The following is a 19,242-nucleotide window of genomic DNA, read 5'->3' as shown; positions in this document are numbered from 1 at the left end:
CGACTAGTATAACCACTCTTCACGCGCGATGGTAGGGGTGATTGGCAATCATTGCGGCGGCCCGGTACAGCTGCTCGGCCACCACCAGCCGCACCAGCATGTGCGGCAGCGTCAACGGCCCGATCGACCACTTCTCGTCGGCCATTGCGGAGACCTCCGCCGAATGCCCTTCCGGGCCACCGATCAGGAACGCCAGGTCCCTGCCCTGCCCGCGCCAGTGTTCCAGGCGCTGGGCCAGCTGTTCGGAGCTGAGCTGGCGGCCCGGCACATCCAGCGCCACCACATAGGCGTTCTTCGGCAGTGCGGCGATCACGCGCTTGCCTTCGTCCTCGGTGGCGCGGCGCGCATCGCGGCCCTTGCCACGCAGGCCGGGCTCGATTTCCACCAGTTCGAACGGCAGCCAGTGCGACAACCGCTTCTGGTACTCGGCAAACCCCTGCGCGACCCAACTGGGCGCGCGTTCACCGGTGGCGATCAGGCGGGCTTTCATCAAGGGATCTCCAAAACGTCGACGGCGCCATCGGCGCCGTCGAAGGGATGCAGCAACGTGCGGCTCAGGCCACTTCGTCGTCGCTGGACGGCGGCTGGTCGCCGACGGTCCACAGGCGCTCGAGGGCGTAGAACTCACGCACGCGCGGCAGCATCACATGCACGATCACGTCGCCCAGGTCGACCAGCACCCACTCGGCTTCGCGCTCGCCCTCCACGCCCAGCGGCATCACGTCGATCTTCTTGGCGAAGCGCACGACTTCATCGGCGATCGACTTGACGTGGCGGGTGGAGGTGCCCGAGACGATCACCAGGTAATCGGCAACGCTGGACCGGCCGCGTACATCGATCTCGACCAGGTCCTTGGCCTTGAGGTCTTCGGTAGCTTGGCGGACGCTGGCCAGCAGTTCCGGCACGGACGGCGGCGGGCTGGGCAGATCGACCTTGATGGTCTGGGGCTGGGTCTGGTTGCTCAAAGTGGATCGACTCGATAAACGTGGGGGCGATTATACGGGCAAGCCGCGGCGGCGGCATTCACGGCGTTGCTGGCCGGTACAGGCCGTGGGCGGCCACGTAATCGGCCACGGCGGGGGGCAGCAGCGCGCGCCAGGGCCCAGCGGCGGCGATCTGCGCGCGTACTGCGCTGGCCGATTCCTCGCGCAGCGGATGGTGCAGGCGCAGGATCCGCCCGGCCGGGCTGGCGAACAAGGCCTGTTCATTGTCGGTCCAACGACCATCCAGGGCGCGGCCGAGCTCACCGTCGATCGCCCCCTGCAGCGGACTGCCGGGACGCTCGGCCACCACGAAATGGGCCAGCCCGAACAAGGCCTCCCATTCGTGCCAGCGCGACAGGCCCAGGAGGCTGTCGGCACCGACCAGCCAGGCCAGCGGCCGGCTCGGGCCAAGCTCGCCGCGCAGCTCGCGCAGCGTGTCGACGGTATACGACGGGCGTCCGGGAAAGCGCTGCGCGCGATCCAGCTCATGCCGGTCCAGCAGCAGGCCGGGTTCATCGCCGATCGCCAGCGACAACATGGTGCAGCGCTGTTCGGCGGTGGCGCCGGGTACTGCGCGATGTGGCGGGTCGGCAGCCGGCAGCAGGCGCACCGCCACCTGCAGCTCGTCACGGGCGGCACGGGCAATCGCAAGGTGCCCCAGGTGCACCGGATCGAAGGTGCCCCCGTAATAGATCCGCAGGCTCACTGCTCAGGCCCGCGCCAGCAGGCGCACCGCACGCGGCTCGGCCACGGCCACCAGCAGGCGTTCCAGCGCCAGCCAGGCATCGCCGTCGGCACGTCCCTTCGCGATGCGGTCGACCAGCCCGGCCTCGGCCACGAAGCGCTCCCAGCGCTTGCCTTCCGGATGCCGCTGCAGCGCACGCTTGTACGGCGCCTGCCGCGATTCCCAGATGCCACGCGATTTCATCTCGGCGGCCAGGTTGCCGCCACGCGCCTGCACCCGCGCCAGACCGGCCCCGGCCAGCAGCTCACGGATCACCATCGGCATCAGCGCGGCCACCGCTTCGCCCTCGCCACGCAGGCCGGCCAGCATGCGCAGCACCGCCGGCGGCTGGCCCGAGAATGTGGCTTCCAGCAGCCGGAACACGTCGTAGCGGGCCGCATCGGCGACCAGCGACTCCATCCGCTCCACGTCCAACGGCTGCCCATTGGCCAGCAGCGCCAGCTTGTCGATTTCCTGGGCAGCGGCCAGCAGATTGCCTTCCACCCGCTCGGCCAGGCGCTGCACCGCGGCCGGGTCGGCACGCAGGCCCTTGCCGCGCAGGCGGCGCTCGATCCAGTCCGGCAGCTCATGCGGCTTGATCGCCCACGCCACCGACAGCACGCCGATACGGCCGGCCGCCTCGGCCCACTTGCCCTGATGGGCCTTGCTCCATTCGTTTGCGGTGATCATCAGCACCACGTCCGGCGCCGGGTCGGCGCAGAACCGGCTGATCACCTCGGCGCCCTCCTTGCCGGGCTTGCCGCTGGGCAAGCGCACTTCCACCAGGCGCCGTGCGCTGAACAGGCTGGGTGCATTGAAACTGGCGTCGAGCTGGTTCCAGTCGAAATCGCGCCCATCGGCGTCGAACACCTCGCGCTCGCCGATGCCGGCGGCGCGTGCCCGCGCGCGGATGGCGTCGGCCGCCTCCAGCACGCGCAGGGTCTCCGGCCCCGCAATCAGGTACACCGGCGCCAATGCGGTATCAGCGCCCTGGCTGGCCAACTGCTCCGGACGCAGTTCCATCGTCGCTGCGGCTCAGTGCTTGACCGCAGCGGCCGGGTCGGCCGGCAATGCCGGGTCAACCGGGGTGGCCTTCGGCGCGGACAGGCTGCCGCCCTTCTCGAGTTCGCCGCGCACCACGCTGTCGATGCGGCGGATGATCGAAGCGGACATTTCCCGGCGCAGTTCATCGGCCAGGATTTCGCGTTCGGTGGTGGTACCGGTAGCGTCGGTCGGCGGCGACACGTAGTCGCGCGACAGTTCGATCACCTGCTGCGGCACCAGTTCGCTGCCATCCTCGCGGCGGAAGATGAAGATCACCGCGTAACGCAGGCTGTACTCCTGTGCACGGCCCTGCGAGTCGATGGCGATCGGCAGATCGCCCCAGCGCTCGGACAGCACCTGCAGCTGGGTGGTGGGGCCAGTGGCGTCCTCGTCGGCCAGGCGCGCGCCGGAGGCCAGCAGGCTGCGGTTGAGCAGCTTGACCAGTTCACTGTACGGAGCGGTCGATACCACCTTCACCGGGGCGGTGTCGGTCGGCAGCATCAGCTTGTTGCGCAGATGGAAGCCGCAGCCGGCGAGGCCGAGGACAAGAACGAGGGCAAGCAGGATTCGGGTCATGGAGACAGTCTGGCGGAGCCGGGCGATCACGGCAACACACAGCCTGCCCGAAGCCGCGTGAATGCAGGGCCATCAACCACCGGGCCCGCACCAGGGAAACGCACCGGCCACCGTGCGGGTGGCCGGTGCAAGTACATCAGGCGGCGACGATGTTCACGATCTTGCCCGGCACGATGATGATCTTGCGCACCGTCAGGCCTTCCATGAACTTTGCCGCATTCGGCTCGGCCAGGGCGAGCGCTTCAACCTGCTCGCGCGCGGCGTCGGCGGCGACCTCGATGGTGCCGCGCAGCTTGCCGTTGACCTGCACGGCCAGGGTCAGCGCATCGCGCACCAGCGCGCCGCTGTCGGCCTGCGGGAACGGCTGGTCTTCCAGCAACGTCTCGCCATGGCCCAGCACCTGCCATAGGGCGTGGCTGGCATGCGGAGTGATCGGGTTGAGCAGCAGCACGATGGCCTGCAGCGCTTCCTGACGCACCGCGCGGCCCTGTGCACTGCCGTCCTCGAACTTGGCCAGCGCGTTCATCAGCTCCATCACCGCGGCAATGGCGGTGTTGAAGCTGTGGCGGCGGCCGTAGTCGTCACCGACCTTGCCGATGGTCTCGTGGGTCTTGCGGCGCAGCGCCTTCTGGTTGCCATCCAGGGCGGCCACGTCCAGCGCCGGGGCGGCGCCATCGGCCGCGTGCTTCTGCACCTGCGCCCACAGGCGGCGCAGGAAACGGGCCATGCCGTCCACGCCGGCTTCGTTCCACTCCAGCGACTGTTCCGGCGGCGCAGCGAACATCGAGAACAGGCGCACGGTGTCGGCACCGTACTTGCCGACCATTGCCTGCGGGTCAACACCATTGTTCTTCGACTTGGACATCTTCTCGGTGCCACCGACCACCACCGGCTGGCCGTCGGCGATCAGGGTGGCGCCGGTGATGCGGCCGCGCTCGTCACGCTGCACTTCCACGTCGGCCGGGTTGATCCAGTCCTTGGAGCCGTCCGGGTTCGGGCGGTAGTAGGTTTCGGCGATCACCATGCCCTGGCACAGCAGGTTGCGTGCCGGCTCGTTGCTGTCCACCATCCGCGCGTCGCGCAGCAGCTTGTGGTAGAAGCGGAAATACATCAGGTGCAGGATCGCGTGCTCGATGCCGCCGATGTACTGGTCCACCGGCAACCAGTAGTTGCCGCGCTTGTCGACCGCATCACGGGCACCCGGCGAGGTGTAGCGCGCGTAGTACCAGCTCGACTCCATGAAGGTGTCGAAGGTGTCGGTCTCGCGCTCGGCCGCACCGCCGCAGTCCGGGCAGGTGGTCTTGCGCCATTCCGGGTCGGTCTTGATCGGTGAACCGGTGCCCGAGAACGCCACGTCCTCCGGCAGCACCACCGGCAACTGTTCTTCCGGCACCGGCACCGCGCCGCACTTGGCGCAGTAGATCACCGGGATCGGGCAGCCCCAGTAACGCTGGCGGCTCACGCCCCAGTCGCGCAGGCGGTAGTTGACGCGGCGCTGGCCCTGGGCCTTGCGCTCGAAACGTTCGGCCAGGGCTTCGAAGGCGCCCTGGAAGTCCAGGCCATCGAACTCGGCCGAGTTGACCAGTTCGGTCTGCCGGCTCTTGTCGCTGTACCAGTCCTGCCAGCGCGCACCGTCCCAGCTGCGCTCGTCGTCATTGCGCGGGTCCTTCAAGGCGATGACCTGCTTGATCGGCAGCCCGTACTTGTTGGCGACTTCGTTGTCGCGCTGGTCGTGGCCCGGAACGGCCATCACCGCGCCGGTGCCATAGCCCATCAGCACGAAGTTGGCCACCCACACCGGCACCGGCTCGCCGGTGACCGGGTGCAGCGCACGCAGGCCGGTGTCCATGCCGCGCTTTTCCTGGGTCTCCAGTTCGGCCTCGGACACACCGCCCTGCTTCAGGTCGGCCAGCAGCGCGGCCAGTTCCGGATTGTTCTTCGCCGCATGCAGCGCCAGCGGGTGCTCGGCGGCGATCGACACGAAGGTCACGCCCATCACGGTGTCCGGGCGGGTGGTGAACACGCGCAGCGGGTCCAGCGCACTGCCGTCGACATCGCGCACGTCGAACTGGATTTCCAGGCCTTCGGAACGGCCGATCCAGTTGCGCTGCATGGTCTTGACCGACTCCGGCCAGCCGTCCAGCTCGTCCAGGCCATCCAGCAGTTCCTGGGCGTAATCGGTGATGCGCAGGAACCACTGCGGGATCTCGCGCTTCTCGACCAGGGCCCCCGAGCGCCAGCCGCGGCCATCGATGACCTGCTCGTTGGCCAACACGGTCTGGTCGACCGGGTCCCAGTTCACCACGGCATTGCGACGATAGGCCAGGCCCTTGCGCATCAGGCGGGTGAACATGCGCTGCTCGTGGACGTAATAGTCCGGGCGGCAGGTGGCGAACTCGCGCGACCAGTCAATGGCATAGCCCAGCGACTTCAGCTGGCTGCGCATGTGGTCGATGTTCTTGTAGGTCCATGCCGCCGGGGCGGTCTTGTTCTTGATCGCGGCGTTTTCCGCCGGCAGGCCGAACGCGTCCCAGCCCATCGGCTGCAGCACGTTGTGGCCGGTCATGCGCTTGTAGCGGCTGATCACGTCGCCGATCGTGTAGTTGCGCACGTGGCCCATGTGCAGCGCACCGGACGGGTACGGAAGCATCGACAGGCAGTAGTACTTCGGCTTGTCCGAGGTCTCGTCGACTTCGAAGGCGCGGGTGGCATCCCAGAACTGCTGGGCGGCGGATTCAACCTGCTGCGGGTCGTAGGCGTTGGTTTCAGCGCTGGTCATGGAACACGCGGATGCGGCGGCAAAGCGGTACAGGGTACCGCAGTGCGGCATGGGGCTCCAATCCCGGCCGCACGGCGCCGTCGCCGCGGTCGCCCGCCCCCCGTCTCAGCGCGGTCGCGACAGCGGCAGCGCCACCGCCAGCCACAGTGCCCAGCAGGCGAAGGCCAGGCGTTGCGCCAGCGGCGCCGGCACCAGGCCCTGCAGGGCAAAGGCGGCCACGGCCGCCAGCACGCCGCAGGCCACCGCCAGCCCGCCCTGGGCATGGCCCTGCGCCTGGCGCAGGTTGAACACGCCCAGCAGCAGGGTGCCGGCGACGAAGCCCAGCACCCAGATCATCCAGGCGCTGGCATGCAGTTGGCTGGCCGGCCCGTGCAGGTCGTCCACATCCAGCGGCAGCAGGCCCATCGCGGCGAATGCGAGCCCGGCCAACAGCAGCATCTGGCTGCCGACCCGCGGCGCCCAGCCGGCCGTGGCCGGCAGCCGGCGGCGCAGGCACTCGGCCACCACCACCGCCAGCACGCCCGGCAGCACGAAGCCGAGCAGGTTGAAGGCCAGCGCGTGCGGCACGCCGTGTGCGCCCAGCAGGGCCACCGGGTGGCGGGCCTGTGCATAGCCGTCCAGGCCGGCGCCGAAACCCAACACCGCCAGCACGAACAGCAGCGCAGCGATCAGCCCGGACAGGCGCAGCAGCGGGGACAGGAACGACATGCAGACTCCGGGAACAGCGGCGGCGGGAAAGGCGCATTGTCGGGCATTTGCCGCAGTCCGGGTTGAGACCGGCGTCGATCGTCACCATAGAATCGGTCTCCAGATGCCAATCGATGCCGCCCCCATGACAGAGACCACCTACGTTTTCGACGCCACCACTGCGACCTTCGAGGCCGAAGTCCTGCAGAAGTCGCTGCAGACGCCGGTACTGGTCGACTTCTGGGCCACCTGGTGCGGCCCGTGCAAGACCCTGGGCCCGATGCTGGAAAAGCTGGCCGCCGAGTACAACGGCGCCTTCGAGCTGGCCAAGGTCGACGTCGACAAGGAACAGCAGATCGCCGCCGCCTTCCAGATCCGCTCGGTGCCCACCGTGTTCCTGGTCAAGGGCGGCCAGCTGGTGGACGGCTTCCCCGGCGCCATCCCGGAAGGGCAGCTGCGTGAGTTCCTGGCCCAGCACGGCGTGGTGCCGGCCGACGTCGGTGACACTGCCGCCGCAGACGATGCGCCGCTGGATCCGCAGGCCCAGGTGGACGTGCTGCGCGCGCAGATTGCCGCCGAACCGGACAAGGAGGAACTGAAACTCGACCTGGCGCTGGCGCTGCTGCAGATCGGCGGAATCGACGAAGCCGGTACCCTGATCGACGGCCTGCCGGCCAACCTGGCCACCGACGACCGTGCCGTGCGCGCTCGCGCTCGCCTGGGGTTCGCCGCTGCACTGAAGGATGCACCGGCCGCCGACGTGCTGGAGGCGCGGATCGCCGCCGATGGGCGGGATCTCGAGGCCCGCCATCTGCGTGGCGTGCAGCTGCTGCTCGGCGGCCATGACGAGGCCGCCCTGGCGCAGTTCCTGGAAATGCTGCGGATCGACCGTGGCTTCGAGGACGGGTTGCCGCGCAAGGCGCTGATCGACGCCTTCAATGTGATCTCCGACGAGGACCTGGTCGGCCAGTACCGACGCCGGATGGCCTCCCTGCTGTTCTGAACGGGAACCCGCTTCGTTCAGAATCCCTGCACTGGGCACGGGCAATAATGCGCACGATGGCGGCCATGCGGCCGCCACGATCCGTTCGGGGGGATGAGGTCGGGGCCATGAGGTCTTGCAGCTGCACCCCCGCTTTGCCGGGATTGCAAACTGTGACCTTCGTCCGCTCGCTGTCGTTGACCATGCGCTTCAAGGGCGCCCTGCTGTGCCTTCTGCTTCTGCTGCCGGCCGTCGCCGGCGCCCAGGACTGGAATTACCGGGTCCGTCCCGGCGACACCCTGTGGGACCTCGGCGGACTGTACCTGAAGCCCTCTGTACGCTGGCAGCAGCTGCAGCAGCACAACCGCATCGACAATCCCTACCAGCTGCCACCAGGCCAGGTGCTGCGTTTCCCCATCCGCTGGCTGCGCACCGAACCGGCGCCGGCACGGGTGCTGTCGGTACGTGGCAAGGTTGAACTGGCCGGCGCAGATGGCAGCGCGACACGCCCGATCCGGGCCGGCGAGCAGCTGCATATCGGCGACTCCGTGGCCACCGAAGGCGACTCCAGCGTCACCCTCGAATTTGCCGATGCCTCGCGCCTGCAACTGCGTGAGTATTCGCGCCTGCGCCTGGACCAGCTCAGCCGCTACGGCCATACCGGCATGGTCGATACCCGCCTGCGCCTGCAACAGGGCCGGGCCAGCAACCGGGTGACCCCGGCCCGCGGCCCCGCCTCGCGCTACATCATCGATGCCCCCACCGCGACCAGCAGCGTGCGCGGCACCGTGTTCCGGGTCAGTGCCGGCGACACCGGCCAGATCGCGGCCACCGAAGTCCTGCAGGGCAAGGTGCAGGTCGGCAATTCCCATGGCCAGCGCCTGGTCCGGCCGGGGCAGGCCAGCCGCAGCGGCAGCGCCGATACAGCGCCGGAGGCCGTCTCCGCCCTGCTGCCCGCGCCACAGCTGCGCAGCGATGAACTGCGCCTGGCTCCGTTGCCGACGCTGCTGGCCTGGGAACCGGTCAGCGGCGCCGCACACTACCGGGTCGAAGTGGTGCAGGCGGCGACGCCGGAAATCCTGCTGTTTGCCGCCACCACCGCCGGGACCCGGCTGGCGATCGGCGACCTGCCTCCCGGCCAGCTGCGCATCCTGCTGCGCGCTGTGGATGCGCAGGGCGTGGAGGGCCTGGACGCCAGCGCCGATTTCGAACTCAGCGATCAGCCAGCGCCGCCGATCACCGTGTCCCCGCTGCACGGGCAGACCGTCAACAGCGACCGCCCCCGGTTCCGCTGGACCCAGGCCCCCGGCGCGCGCAGCAGCGTGCTGCAGATCGCCACCGAGCCGACCTTCCAGCAGCCGTTGCAGGAACAGGCCAGCCAGGGCACCGACCTGCGCCTGGCGCAACCGCTGCCGCCGGGCCAGTACTTCTGGCGGGTGGCATCGCGCGATGGCAATGGCCACCAGGGCCGCTTCGGCCAGGCCCTGCCGCTGCAGCTGAGCAACGAACCGGTCGATCCCGCCCTGCAGCCGCCGCACGCCGCGCACGGCGAACTCACCCTGCGCTGGCAGGCCGGCAGCGACGGCCAGCGCTACCGCGTGCAGGTCGACCGCCGCGGCGATTTCAAGGCGCCGCTGGTGGACGAAACCGTGCTCGAACCGCAGGTCAGCTTCAAGCGCCCGTGGCGCGGCACGCTGCATGTGCGCGTGCAGTACATCGATGATGACGGCCACGCCGGCGAGTTCTCCCCGGCACAGCAGATCACCCTGCCCTGCCGCCTGTGCTACGGCGCCGGCGGTGGCGCCCTGCTGCTCTGGTTGTTGTTGTGAGGCGCTCGCCGCTGCCCTGGTCGAAACGGATCGTGCTGGCAGTGCTGGCCGGCGTGCTGACCGCGCTGGCCAGCCAGGGCCAATGGCTGTGGCGCCAGGACGAAGCGGCCTACGATGCGCTGGTCGGCAGCTGGGACTATCGTCCCGACCCCAGCGTGCTGATCGTGGCCATCGACGAAGGCAGCCTGCAGCGCATCGGCCAGTGGCCCTGGCCGCGCTCGGTGCATGCACGCCTGCTGGACCGGCTGACCGATGCCGGCGCAGAGCGCGTCGCGCTGGACCTGATGCTGTCCGAGCCGGACCGTCGCGACAGCCGCCAGGACGATCAGCTGGCGGCAGCGATCCGTCGCAACGGCCGGGTGGTGCTGCCGGTGCTGGCGGCACCGGCGGCCGGCGACCGCATGGCCGAGGAAATGCTGCCGATTCCGCAGATCGCAGCCAGCGCGGCGGCCATCGGCCACACCGATGTCGAAACGGATGGCGACGGCGTCGCCCGCGGCGTGTACCTGCATGCGGGCATCGGCCGAGCGCACTGGCCGGCGCTGGGCCTGGCCCTGGCCGGCCTGCCGGCGGACGCGGTGCACGGCCTGCCCGATCCCGAACCGGCCCTGGATTCCCCTTACCAGTGGCGACGCGACGACTACGTGCGCGTGCGCTACGCCGGTCCGCCGGAACGGCTGCCGCAGGTGTCCTATGCCGATGTGCTCGACGGCCACGTCGACATGGCGATGCTGCACGGCCGCCGCATCGTGGTCGGCATGACCGCCAGCGGTATCGCTCCCCGCCTGCTCACCCCGACCACCCGCGAGTTCTGGATGAGTGGCAGCGAGTACCAGGCCAACATCACCTCGATGCTGTTGCAGCACAAGCAGATTGACGTGCTGCCGCCGGCCTGGCAGCACGCCATCAGCGGCGTGCTGGCAGCGCTGTGCGTGGTCCTGCTCGGCCTGCGCCTGCCCTGGCTCGTGGCCCTGTGCTCGCTGCCGGCCGCGCCCCTGCTGAGCTGGCTGCTGCTGCGTGCCACCGATCTGTGGTGGGCGCCGGCCAGCGCGATGCTCGGCGTCGTGCTGGTGCTGCTGGTCTGGGCGATCTGGCGGATCTCGGCCTGGCACCGCCAGGCCAACCGCGATGCCTTGACCGGGCTGGGCAACCGCCTGCGCTTCGAGCAGTCGCTGCAGCAGGAGTGCGATGCCGCGCGACGCAGCGGCAAGCCGCTCAGCCTGGCACTGATCGACGTCGATCATTTCAAGCGCCACAACGATCGTCACGGCCACCAGGTGGGTGACCGCGTGCTGCGCGACGTCGCGCGGCTGATCGGCGCGCATGCCCGGCGCCCGCGCGACATGGCCGCGCGCTACGGCGGCGACGAGTTTGCCCTGGTGTTGCCGGATACGCCCGCCGCAGGCGCGCGGCAGGTGATCGAGGACCTGATCGACTGCGTGCGTGCGTTGCCGGCCTCGGGCGCAGGCAACGACGACCAAGTCACGCTGACTGTCGGCGTGTTCACCCGCATCCCCGACAGCGAGCTGCAACCCCATCACTTCGTCGAGGGCGCCGATACCGCCCTGTACCAGGCCAAGGCCAATGGCCGCGACGGGTTTGTGATCGACGGCGCATGACCGGCCATCGGCCGTGCCGACCGCCCGTAGCGTCGCGCTTGCCCGACTGCCCCTGGGTGCAACATACGCATGCGAATGGTTAGACTGGGGCCCTCGCCCCGCGCTTCCGGATCCGCATGAAAGCCAGCACGTTCCGCTTCGGCCTCAACCTCTGGCCGCCGTTCCTGTTCACCGGCATCCATGTCACCCGCATCACGCCGGACTATCGGCAGATCGACGTGGAGCTGCGCCTGCGATCCTGGAACCGCAATTACGTCGGCACGCATTTCGGCGGCAGCCTGTTCGCAATGACCGATCCGTTCTGGATGCTCGGCCTCATGCACACCCTGGGGCGTGACTACTACGTGTGGGACCGCGCCGGTGCGATCGACTTCCTCAAGCCCGGCCGCGGCACCGTGCGCACCGCGTTCCGCATCGACGACACACTGCTGGACGAGCTGCGTGCCGAGGCCGCCAGCGGTGACAAGGTGCTGCGCTGGTTCAGCAACGATGTGGTCGATGAAAGCGGCGAGGTGGTCGCACAGGTGCGCAAGCAGGTCTACCTGCGCCTGAAGCCGCACGCGCGCTGACCCACCGCACAGGCGCTATCCTCTGGCGCCCTGCCATGGAGGCTCCGATGCGACCCTGCACCCTTGCGGCACTGCTGGGCACCCTGCCGTGCGCGGCCCATGCACTGGACCTGCCGCCGGTGCAGTACCCGACGCTGCCGGCCCAGGCGGCCACTGCCGCCGGCTTCGTGCCCAATGGCTGGACACTTGAATCGAGCATCGAAGGCGATCTCGACCGGGATGGCCGCGCGGACCTGGTGCTGGTGCTGCGCCAGCAGGACCCGCGCAATGTCATCGAGCACGATGGCTTCGGCCCGTCGCCGTACGACAGCAACCCGCGCATTCTCGCCGTGGCGTGGTCACGCCCGGCCGGCTACGTGCTGGCGGTGCAGGACCATCAGTTGATACCGCGCCTGGACAACCCGGTGATGAGTGACCCGCTTGAGGAGGGCGGTGCCAGCATCCAGCGCGGCACGTTGAGGGTGGCGCTGTTCTCCTTCTCCAGCGCAGGAAGCTGGTCGATGGGTACCACCGCTTTCACCTTCCGCTGGCAGGACGATGCCTTCGCGCTGATCGGCTACGACCGGAACTCGGTGATGCGCAATTCAGGACAGGCCACGTCGATGAGCGTGAATTTTTCCACGCGCAAGGTGAAGCATACCGAGGGCAGCATCGAGGACGACGAGGAAAGCGTGCGCTGGCAGCCACTGCGCAGCAGCCGCCGCTGGACGCTGCAGACCGTTGGTGATGGCTGGGCGTTCGATCCGCAGGCCGGTACCGATTGAGCCGCGGCTCAGTCGCGGGCAGCGGCGGTTGCACCGGCGCCCGCCATCAGTGGTACGGACAACCAGGGACTCTCAGCGTTTCCACGCGGCGGCGAACGCCGCGTCACCTGCAGGTGACGGCCATCGGCCGACAACTGGGGGACCCGTAGCGGCGAGCGGAACTGCGCAGGCAGCCGCTGCAGCGCCTCGGCCGGATCTTCCGGCTGCTGCCGCAACCAGCGCTGCGCGCCCAGCAGGCGCAGCATCGCCGCCGCATCCTGGGAGCGTGACGAATACGCGGGGTAGGCCGGCGCGGCGATCCCGCTCAGCACGCACCCCATCACATTGGACAGGCAACCGAAATCCTGCTGCGGCGGCGCCTGCACCGGCAGCGGCCGATCGGCCTCCAGCGCGGCCAAGGCAGCTGCGCCACAGGCCCAGCCAAGATTGCCGGCCACGCGCGCCAACGTGCTGCTCCGATCCAGCACCAGGACGCCGCCAAACTGCTGGGCCGAGGACTCGATCGCCGCCCGGCTCATCGCGTACTCGCCCTGCATGGCACGGCACAGGCTCTGTTCCTCGGCCCGCAGCGGTTGCATGGCCTGTTCGCATTCCGCCGGCAGGGCGTGATCGGCCGGCAGTTCGACCAGCATGTCAGCCAGCAACTGGGCGTTGGCCTGTACCAGGCTGGCACCGATGATGCTCTCGACCAGATAGCTGCCGCCGGGCAGCAGCCGCCGGCCCAGCTGCAGCCCACGGCAGGCGCCTCGCAGGGCACCGTCGATATCGCCCTGCACGTAGGCCAGCGCGCGTGCACTGGTGGCGTCCATCACCACCCCATAGGCCGGCAACGGAACCACAATGCCCTCGCCTTTCGGCTGGAACGGCGAGGCGAAGTAGTCCGCTTCGGCGAGCTGATCCTGCCGCGCATGCAGCTGCTGGTGCCCGGCATGGGCCTCCACGAAGCGTTGCGGGTCCGCGCGGACCTGGGCAAGGCAGCCGCCGGCGGCCGGCCCGCAACCGGCGCCGGGCCGCGAGTGCAGCTCGGCATGGTCGGCCACCAGGTGTGTCCGGCCGCTGCTTCGGCCGTGTGGGTCGGCCTCCCAGCGCCGTACATCCTCGGCCAGCGCCTGCTCGCGCTGCCGGGCATCGAGGTCGTCGAACGGCAACGTCCACAGCAAGGCATAACCGTTGTGGCCGGTCGCCGGCAGGCGCGCTTCCAGTCGCTGCTGCGCCTGCAACCGCGACTCGGGTACCGGCCACATGCGCGAGGCGCACCACACCACGATGGCCAGCACCAGCAGGCCGGCCACGGCCCAGCCCAGTCCGCGCAGAATCTTCAACACAGCTTCCCTTCCATGTGCCGTTGCCGCAGTCGATTCCCCAGCGTAATCGACCGGCCGCGGCCGCTACAATGCGCCCATGTCGCTCGAAGCCCCCGCCCTGGTCCCCCGCCCCTCCCTGCAGCGCCTGTTCCTGACCGGCCTGCTGACCCTGCTGCCGATCTGGCTGACCTGGGTCGTGGTCAAGTTCGTGTTCGTGCTGCTGTCGGGCATCTCCAGCCCGCTGGTGGTGCCGCTGTCCGAACAGATCGCGACCAGCTTCCCGCATTACCTCGGCTGGGTGCGCGCCGAATGGATCCAGGACACCATCGCCCTGCTGGCCACGTTGCTGGTGATCCTGGCGGTGGGCGTGGCCAGCCGCCGCGTGCTTGGCCAGCGCCTGCTGCGCTGGGTCGGCGCGATCATCAAGCGCATTCCGCTGGCCAGCATCATCTACGACAGCGCCAAGAAGCTGCTGGACATGCTGCAGACCGAGCCAGGCAGCACCCAGCGCGTGGTGCTGATCGACTTCCCGCACCGTGACATGAAGTCGGTCGGCCTGGTCACCCGCGTGATCAAGGAACATGGCAGCGACCGTGAGCTGGCCGCCGTGTATGTACCGACCACGCCGAACCCGACCTCCGGCTATCTGGAAATCGTGCCTGTGGAACTGCTGACCCCCACCGACTGGACCGTCGACCAGGCCATGAGCTTCATCATTTCCGGCGGCGCCGTGGCGCCGTCCAGCGTGCCGTTCACCCGCGCCGGCGAACGCGCCGGCGAACGCACCGAATGACCCCGGCGCCGATCGAGCGCCCGCTGCAGGACCGCGCGGTCCTGCTGTTCATCGTGCTGGCCGCGTTCTTCTGCGGTAACGCGGTGCTGGCCGAGCTGATCGGGGTGAAGATCTTCGCGCTGGAAGATACCCTGGGCATCGCTCCGCTGAACTGGAACCTGTTCGGCCAGACCGGCTCGCTCAGCTTCACCGCCGGTACCCTGCTGTGGCCGGTGGTGTTCATCATGACCGACACCATCAACGAGTTCTTCGGCAAGCGCGGCGTACGCTTCATCTCGTGGCTGGCGGTGGTACTGATCGGCTATGGCTTCCTGTTCGCGTTCGCGGCGATCTCGCTGGCGCCGGCCAGCTGGTGGGTCACCTCGATGGACCGCCACGGCGTGCCGGACTACCAGGCCGCGTTCGCGGCCGTGTTCGGCCAGGGCATGTGGACCATCGGCGGCTCACTGGTGGCCTTCCTGCTGGGCCAGCTGATCGACGTGGCGGTCTTCCATCGCATCCGCCAGGCCACCGGCGAACGCCATGTGTGGCTGCGTGCCACCGGTTCGACTGCGGTCTCGCAGGTGGTGGACAGCTTCGTGGTGATCTGGATCGCCTTCGTGCTGGGCCCGCAGCACTGGCCCACGTCGTTGTTCCTGGCCGTCAGCAGCGTCAACTACCTCTACAAGATGGGCTTTGCGGTCGCCCTCATTCCGTTGCTGTACCTGATGCGGCGCGCGATCACACGTTACCTGGGGGCCGACCGCGCCGCAGCGCTGCGTGCCGCCGCGTCGGCTGACTGAAGACCCAGCAGCCGTAACCTGACTGCGCCTTCACGCTGGCCGTACGCGGCCGGATCGTGCAAGCTCCACGGTCTGTGTTCCACGGAAGCTCCTGATGCCGCATCCCACCCGCGTCCTGGCCACCGCCATCGCCGCGTTGTTCCTGTTCAGTGCCGTGCCGTCGGCCGAAGCAGCGAAGAAGAAGGCCAGCCGCCCTGCCGCCGCGCAGACCCGCCAGGCGGCCAAGCCCAAGGCCAAGCCCGCCCGCGCCACCGCGCCCGCCCGTGGCAGCAGCGCGCGCCGTGCTGCGGCGCGTCCGGTCGCCCCGGCCCGCGCCGTACCCAAGCAGGTACAGCTGGAACGCCTGTATGACGAATACTGGGATGCCTCGATGCGGTTGAACCCGCTGCAGGCCACGTTCCAGGGCGAAGCGCGCTACAACGATCAGCTGCCCAACATCCTGTCGGCCGCCTGGCGCCAGCAGTCGCATGACTTCACCACCCAATGGCTGGGCAAGGTCGAGAAGCTCGGCAGTGACGGCCTGCAGGGCCAGGATCTGCTGAGCTACGAGATCTTCGTGCGCGACGCACGCGCCTCGCTGGCGGCCGAGCGCTACCCGAGCTGGATGATGCCGATCAGCCAGTACTACAACATCGGCAGCATCATGGCGATCCTCGGTGCCGGTGCCGGTGCGCAGCCGTTCAACACGGTGCAGGACTACGACACCTGGTCGCGCCGTTCGCTGGGCATCCCCGAGCTGTTCGACCAGGCCATCGATAACATGCGCCAGGGCATGAAGGCCGGCGTCGTGCAGCCGCGCGACCTGATGGAAAAGGTGCTGCCGCAGCTCGATGCGGTGATCAAGCCGACCGCCGAAGAGAGCATCTTCTGGTCGCCGATCCGCACCATGCCTGCGACCATCGCGGCCGAGGACAAGGCGCGCATCAGCGCCGAATACAAGCGCATGATCGAACTGCGCATCATGCCAGCCTACCGTGCCCTGCGCGGTTTCATCGCCACCGAATACCTGCCCGCCACGCGCGCCAGCAGCGGCCTGGGCGCATTGCCCGATGGCCAGGCCTGGTACGCCAACCTGATCGTGCAGACCACGGCCAGCGACCAGACCGCCGCGCAGCTGCACGCGTTGGGCGAACAACGCGTGCAGGAACTGCAGGCGCAGATCGCCACGGTGATGAAGGATGCCAAGCTGCGTGGCACGCCGTCCAAGCTGCTGCGCAGCATGCGCAACGATCGCCAGTTCCAGTACGGCGATGCCAACGCGCTGATCAACCGCTACCGCCAGGTGCAGCAGCAGGTCAACGCACGCCTGCCACAGGTGCTCGACACGCTGCCCAAATCGACGCTGGACGTGCGTGCGGTGGAACCGGAGCGTGCGCTGACCGCCGCCGCTGCCGCCTACCAGCCGTCGCCGGCCGGGCAGCCTGGCGTGCTCTACGTGAACACCCGCGACCTGCCCAGCCGCAAGCGCTGGAACGTGCCGGTGCAGTACCTGCATGAAGCGATCCCCGGCCACCATGTGCAGCTGGGCCTGCAGCAGGAACTGGCCAAGCTGCCACGCTTCCGCCGCCTTGGCGGCGATCTTGCGTTCGTCGAAGGCTGGGGCCTGTACGCCGAAACGCTGGGCGAGGACCTGGGCGTCTACACCGATCCCTACGACCGCATCGGCTACCTCTACTCGCGCCTGCTGCGCGCCGCGCGCGTGGTGGCCGACACCGGCGTCAACGCCCAGGGCTGGAGCAAGCAGCAGGCGGTGGCCTACCTGCAGAAGACCGTGGACATGAGCAGCGATGACGCCAACGCCGAAGTCGAGCGGATCATGGCCCAGCCCGGACAGGCGCTGTCCAACGTGGCCGGCCTGACCACCATCGTCGCCCTGCGCGACAAGGCCAAGGCCCGCCAGGGCGCCGCCTTCGATCTGCGCCGCTTCCACGCCGAACTGCTGAAGGACGGCTCGATGCCGCTGGATGTGCTGGACCGCAAGATGGAACGCTGGATGGCCGAACCGGCCAGCGTCACGACCGCCCCATCCCCCTGACCCTGCCGGAGCCGCCATGCGCCCTGCCGTCGCCCTGTTCGCCGCCGTGCTGGGCCTGCTGCCACTGGCGGCCGCCGCCGCTCCGGTGCTGGCCCCGCCGGATGCGGGCATTGACGGCCTGATGCAGGCCTACGATGGCCAGGTGCCTGGCGCCGCCGTGCTGGTGCTGCACGACGGGCAAGCGGTGTTCCGCCGCGGCTATGGCCTGGCGGTGGTGGAGGACGGCACCGCCGTCACCGCAGCCAGCAATTTCCGGCTGGCCTCGATCAGCAAGCAGTTCACCGCTGCGGCGGTGCTGTTGCTGGTCGAGGACGGCCGGCTCGGTCTGGACCAGACCGCGCGGCAGTGGCTGCCCGAACTGCCGCCGGCGGCTGCAGCCATCACCCTGCGCCAGCTGCTCTCGCATACCAGCGGCCTGCTCGACTACGAAGACCTGATGGATCCGGCCGACAGCCGCCAGGTGCACGACGCCGACGTGCTGGCCCTGCTCTCACGCCAGGACCACCTGAATTTTGCGCCCGGCACGCAGTACCGCTACAGCAACAGCGGCTACGCGCTGCTGGCACTGATCGTTGGCCGCGCTTCCGGCCAGGATTTCGCCGCCTTCCTGCGGCAGCGCATCTTCGTCCCGCTGGGCATGGCCCACACCGTGGCCCACCAGGACGGCGTCGATACGGTGGCCGCGCGCGCCTATGGCTACAGCCTGATCGACGGCCGCTGGCAGCGCACCGACCAGAGCACCACCAGCGCCGTGCTCGGTGATGGCGGCCTCTATTCCTCGCTCGATGACCTCGCACGCTGGGATGCCGCGCTGTACGACAACCGCCTGTTGTCGAAGGCCTCGCGCGATGCGATGTTCAGCCCGGCCACCCGCACCCCGGAGCGCGACGTACCGCATTACGGCTTCGGCTGGCGACTGCTGGGACCGGTGCAATGGCACAGCGGCGAGAGCATCGGCTTCCGCAACGTGATCGTGCGCCACCCGGAAAAGCACCTGACCGTGATCGTGCTGACCAACCGCAACGACCCCGAACCCTATCCGCTGGCGCAGAAAATCGCCCAGCGCTGGCTGGACACCCTGCAATGAACGCCGATTCCGATGCCCTGCTGGGCATCCACCACGCCGCACTGATCTGCAGCGACTACGCACGCTCGAAGGACTTCTACGTGCGCATCCTCGGCCTGCGCGTGCTGGCCGAGAACCACCGCGCCGCGCGCGATTCGTGGAAACTGGACCTGGCCCTGCCCGACGGCGGCCAGCTGGAACTGTTCTCCTTCCCCTCGCCACCACCGCGGCCCAGCCGGCCGGAGGCCCAGGGCCTGCGCCACCTCGCGTTCAGGGTCACCACGCTGGAGCCGTTCATCCAGCGCCTGGCCGCACATGGCGTGGCCTGCGAACCGATCCGGGTGGATGAATACACCGGCCGCCGCTTCACCTTCTTCGCCGACCCCGACGACCTGCCGCTGGAGCTGTACGAAGCCGGTTGACGCCCCCGGGGGTCAGATCCCTTTTCCGATGGAAAAGGGAACTGACCCCATCGCCGCCACCGGAAACGTCATCCACGCAAGGCGTGGATCTACCGTGTCGACCAAGGTCGACGCCCACCAAGCACACCAGCACCGCTAGATCGCAGGAGACTGTCGAAGGCCACCCCGCCCTCCCACGGACAGCGGCTTTTGCTCTTGAGGTTGCCGGCCAGCGGCCGGCACCGCCGCAGGTGCAGGGCGCAGCCCTGCACAGCGCCCCCCTTCCCCACACCCCTGCGAATGGG

Annotated in this window: 18 protein-coding genes; 10 read left to right on the top strand and 8 right to left on the bottom strand. The window is 69.0% G+C overall.

Annotated features, from left to right (window positions below):
* Positions 1 to 19 precede the first annotated feature (19 nt).
* From rlmH to ARC23_RS08840, 7 genes are all read right to left on the bottom strand, one after another.
* A complete protein-coding gene (rlmH, locus tag ARC23_RS08870; protein ID WP_057496913.1) occupies positions 20 to 490 on the bottom strand; it encodes a 23S rRNA (pseudouridine(1915)-N(3))-methyltransferase RlmH in 471 nt (156 codons plus the stop codon).
* 64 nt (positions 491 to 554) lie between these two features.
* On the bottom strand, positions 555 to 965 hold the full coding sequence (rsfS, locus tag ARC23_RS08865; RefSeq protein WP_053520119.1) for a ribosome silencing factor: 411 nt from the start codon (positions 963 to 965) through the stop codon (positions 555 to 557).
* A gap of 58 nt (positions 966 to 1,023) precedes the next feature.
* Entirely contained in the window at positions 1,024 to 1,689 is a 666-nt protein-coding gene (nadD, locus tag ARC23_RS08860; protein ID WP_057496912.1) for a nicotinate-nucleotide adenylyltransferase, read from the bottom strand.
* Positions 1,690 to 1,692: 3 nt separating this feature from the next.
* Entirely contained in the window at positions 1,693 to 2,730 is a 1,038-nt protein-coding gene (gene holA / locus ARC23_RS08855; protein ID WP_057496911.1) for a DNA polymerase III subunit delta, read from the bottom strand.
* 12 nt (positions 2,731 to 2,742) lie between these two features.
* Positions 2,743 to 3,327, bottom strand: a complete 585-nt coding sequence (locus ARC23_RS08850; RefSeq protein ID WP_057496910.1) for an LPS-assembly lipoprotein LptE — start codon at positions 3,325 to 3,327, stop codon at positions 2,743 to 2,745.
* Positions 3,328 to 3,463: 136 nt separating this feature from the next.
* Positions 3,464 to 6,106 (bottom strand): leucine--tRNA ligase, encoded by a 2,643-nt coding sequence (gene leuS, locus ARC23_RS08845; protein WP_057496927.1) that lies wholly within the window; start codon positions 6,104 to 6,106, stop codon positions 3,464 to 3,466.
* A gap of 105 nt (positions 6,107 to 6,211) precedes the next feature.
* Positions 6,212 to 6,814 (bottom strand): DUF998 domain-containing protein, encoded by a 603-nt coding sequence (locus tag ARC23_RS08840; RefSeq protein WP_057496909.1) that lies wholly within the window; start codon positions 6,812 to 6,814, stop codon positions 6,212 to 6,214.
* A 124-nt stretch (positions 6,815 to 6,938) separates the two neighbouring features.
* Here ARC23_RS08840 and trxA point away from each other — a divergent pair, with 124 nt between their 5' ends.
* The 5 genes from trxA to ARC23_RS08815 all read left to right on the top strand — a co-directional run bounded on the left by trxA (position 6,939) and on the right by ARC23_RS08815 (position 12,556).
* On the top strand, positions 6,939 to 7,796 hold the full coding sequence (trxA, locus tag ARC23_RS08835; protein ID WP_057496908.1) for a thioredoxin: 858 nt from the start codon (positions 6,939 to 6,941) through the stop codon (positions 7,794 to 7,796).
* A 107-nt stretch (positions 7,797 to 7,903) separates the two neighbouring features.
* The gene (locus ARC23_RS08830; protein WP_057496907.1) at positions 7,904 to 9,604 is read left to right on the top strand and encodes a FecR family protein; all 1,701 of its coding nucleotides are present in this window, start codon (positions 7,904 to 7,906) and stop codon (positions 9,602 to 9,604) included.
* A complete protein-coding gene (locus tag ARC23_RS08825; protein ID WP_057496906.1) occupies positions 9,601 to 11,223 on the top strand; it encodes a CHASE2 domain-containing protein in 1,623 nt (540 codons plus the stop codon). Before ARC23_RS08830 ends, ARC23_RS08825 begins: the two co-directional genes overlap by 4 nt.
* A 116-nt stretch (positions 11,224 to 11,339) precedes the next feature.
* A complete protein-coding gene (locus ARC23_RS08820) occupies positions 11,340 to 11,792 on the top strand; it encodes a DUF4442 domain-containing protein (protein ID WP_057496905.1) in 453 nt (150 codons plus the stop codon).
* Positions 11,793 to 11,839: 47 nt separating this feature from the next.
* On the top strand, positions 11,840 to 12,556 hold the full coding sequence (locus ARC23_RS08815) for a hypothetical protein (protein ID WP_057496904.1): 717 nt from the start codon (positions 11,840 to 11,842) through the stop codon (positions 12,554 to 12,556).
* An 8-nt stretch (positions 12,557 to 12,564) separates the two neighbouring features.
* Here the strand turns inward: ARC23_RS08815 and ARC23_RS08810 are convergent, their stop codons facing one another.
* On the bottom strand, positions 12,565 to 13,881 hold the full coding sequence (locus ARC23_RS08810; RefSeq protein ID WP_057496903.1) for a hypothetical protein: 1,317 nt from the start codon (positions 13,879 to 13,881) through the stop codon (positions 12,565 to 12,567).
* A 76-nt stretch (positions 13,882 to 13,957) separates the two neighbouring features.
* Between ARC23_RS08810 and ARC23_RS08805 the strand changes: the two genes are divergently transcribed.
* From ARC23_RS08805 to gloA2, 5 genes are all read left to right on the top strand, one after another.
* The gene (locus ARC23_RS08805; protein WP_057496902.1) at positions 13,958 to 14,653 is read left to right on the top strand and encodes a DUF502 domain-containing protein; all 696 of its coding nucleotides are present in this window, start codon (positions 13,958 to 13,960) and stop codon (positions 14,651 to 14,653) included.
* The gene (locus tag ARC23_RS08800) at positions 14,650 to 15,435 is read left to right on the top strand and encodes a queuosine precursor transporter (protein WP_057496901.1); all 786 of its coding nucleotides are present in this window, start codon (positions 14,650 to 14,652) and stop codon (positions 15,433 to 15,435) included. Before ARC23_RS08805 ends, ARC23_RS08800 begins: the two co-directional genes overlap by 4 nt.
* Before the next feature lie 94 nt (positions 15,436 to 15,529).
* Positions 15,530 to 17,470: a DUF885 domain-containing protein gene (locus ARC23_RS08795; RefSeq protein WP_057496900.1), complete on the top strand. Its 1,941-nt coding sequence runs from the start codon at positions 15,530 to 15,532 to the stop codon at positions 17,468 to 17,470.
* A 16-nt stretch (positions 17,471 to 17,486) separates the two neighbouring features.
* The gene (locus tag ARC23_RS08790) at positions 17,487 to 18,557 is read left to right on the top strand and encodes a serine hydrolase domain-containing protein (protein ID WP_057496899.1); all 1,071 of its coding nucleotides are present in this window, start codon (positions 17,487 to 17,489) and stop codon (positions 18,555 to 18,557) included.
* A complete protein-coding gene (gene gloA2 / locus ARC23_RS08785; RefSeq protein WP_057496898.1) occupies positions 18,554 to 18,958 on the top strand; it encodes an SMU1112c/YaeR family gloxylase I-like metalloprotein in 405 nt (134 codons plus the stop codon). Before ARC23_RS08790 ends, gloA2 begins: the two co-directional genes overlap by 4 nt.
* The last annotated feature ends 284 nt before the right edge of the window (positions 18,959 to 19,242 follow it).

It is taken from the genome of Stenotrophomonas beteli, assembly GCF_001431665.1.
GTDB classification, from domain to species: Bacteria; Pseudomonadota; Gammaproteobacteria; order Xanthomonadales; family Xanthomonadaceae; genus Stenotrophomonas; species Stenotrophomonas beteli.
Note: the sequence above shows the minus strand (reverse complement) of the source record. Positions and strands in the feature narration are given on the sequence as shown.

What these genes read in the sequence shown, in the direction of transcription:
- leuS (WP_057496927.1), bottom strand. Translation starts at nt 6,106, where the DNA reads ATGACCAGCGCTGAAACCAACGCCTACGACCCGCAGCAGGTTGAATCC.
- ARC23_RS08840 (WP_057496909.1), bottom strand. Translation starts at nt 6,814, where the DNA reads ATGTCGTTCCTGTCCCCGCTGCTGCGCCTGTCCGGGCTGATCGCTGCG.
- holA (WP_057496911.1), bottom strand. Translation starts at nt 2,730, where the DNA reads ATGGAACTGCGTCCGGAGCAGTTGGCCAGCCAGGGCGCTGATACCGCA.
- ARC23_RS08795 (WP_057496900.1), top strand. Translation starts at nt 15,530, where the DNA reads ATGCCGCATCCCACCCGCGTCCTGGCCACCGCCATCGCCGCGTTGTTC.
- ARC23_RS08850 (WP_057496910.1), bottom strand. Translation starts at nt 3,327, where the DNA reads ATGACCCGAATCCTGCTTGCCCTCGTTCTTGTCCTCGGCCTCGCCGGC.
- ARC23_RS08790 (WP_057496899.1), top strand. Translation starts at nt 17,487, where the DNA reads ATGCGCCCTGCCGTCGCCCTGTTCGCCGCCGTGCTGGGCCTGCTGCCA.
- ARC23_RS08805 (WP_057496902.1), top strand. Translation starts at nt 13,958, where the DNA reads ATGTCGCTCGAAGCCCCCGCCCTGGTCCCCCGCCCCTCCCTGCAGCGC.
- rlmH (WP_057496913.1), bottom strand. Translation starts at nt 490, where the DNA reads ATGAAAGCCCGCCTGATCGCCACCGGTGAACGCGCGCCCAGTTGGGTC.
- trxA (WP_057496908.1), top strand. Translation starts at nt 6,939, where the DNA reads ATGACAGAGACCACCTACGTTTTCGACGCCACCACTGCGACCTTCGAG.
- ARC23_RS08800 (WP_057496901.1), top strand. Translation starts at nt 14,650, where the DNA reads ATGACCCCGGCGCCGATCGAGCGCCCGCTGCAGGACCGCGCGGTCCTG.
- ARC23_RS08820 (WP_057496905.1), top strand. Translation starts at nt 11,340, where the DNA reads ATGAAAGCCAGCACGTTCCGCTTCGGCCTCAACCTCTGGCCGCCGTTC.
- ARC23_RS08815 (WP_057496904.1), top strand. Translation starts at nt 11,840, where the DNA reads ATGCGACCCTGCACCCTTGCGGCACTGCTGGGCACCCTGCCGTGCGCG.
- ARC23_RS08830 (WP_057496907.1), top strand. Translation starts at nt 7,904, where the DNA reads ATGAGGTCTTGCAGCTGCACCCCCGCTTTGCCGGGATTGCAAACTGTG.
- gloA2 (WP_057496898.1), top strand. Translation starts at nt 18,554, where the DNA reads ATGAACGCCGATTCCGATGCCCTGCTGGGCATCCACCACGCCGCACTG.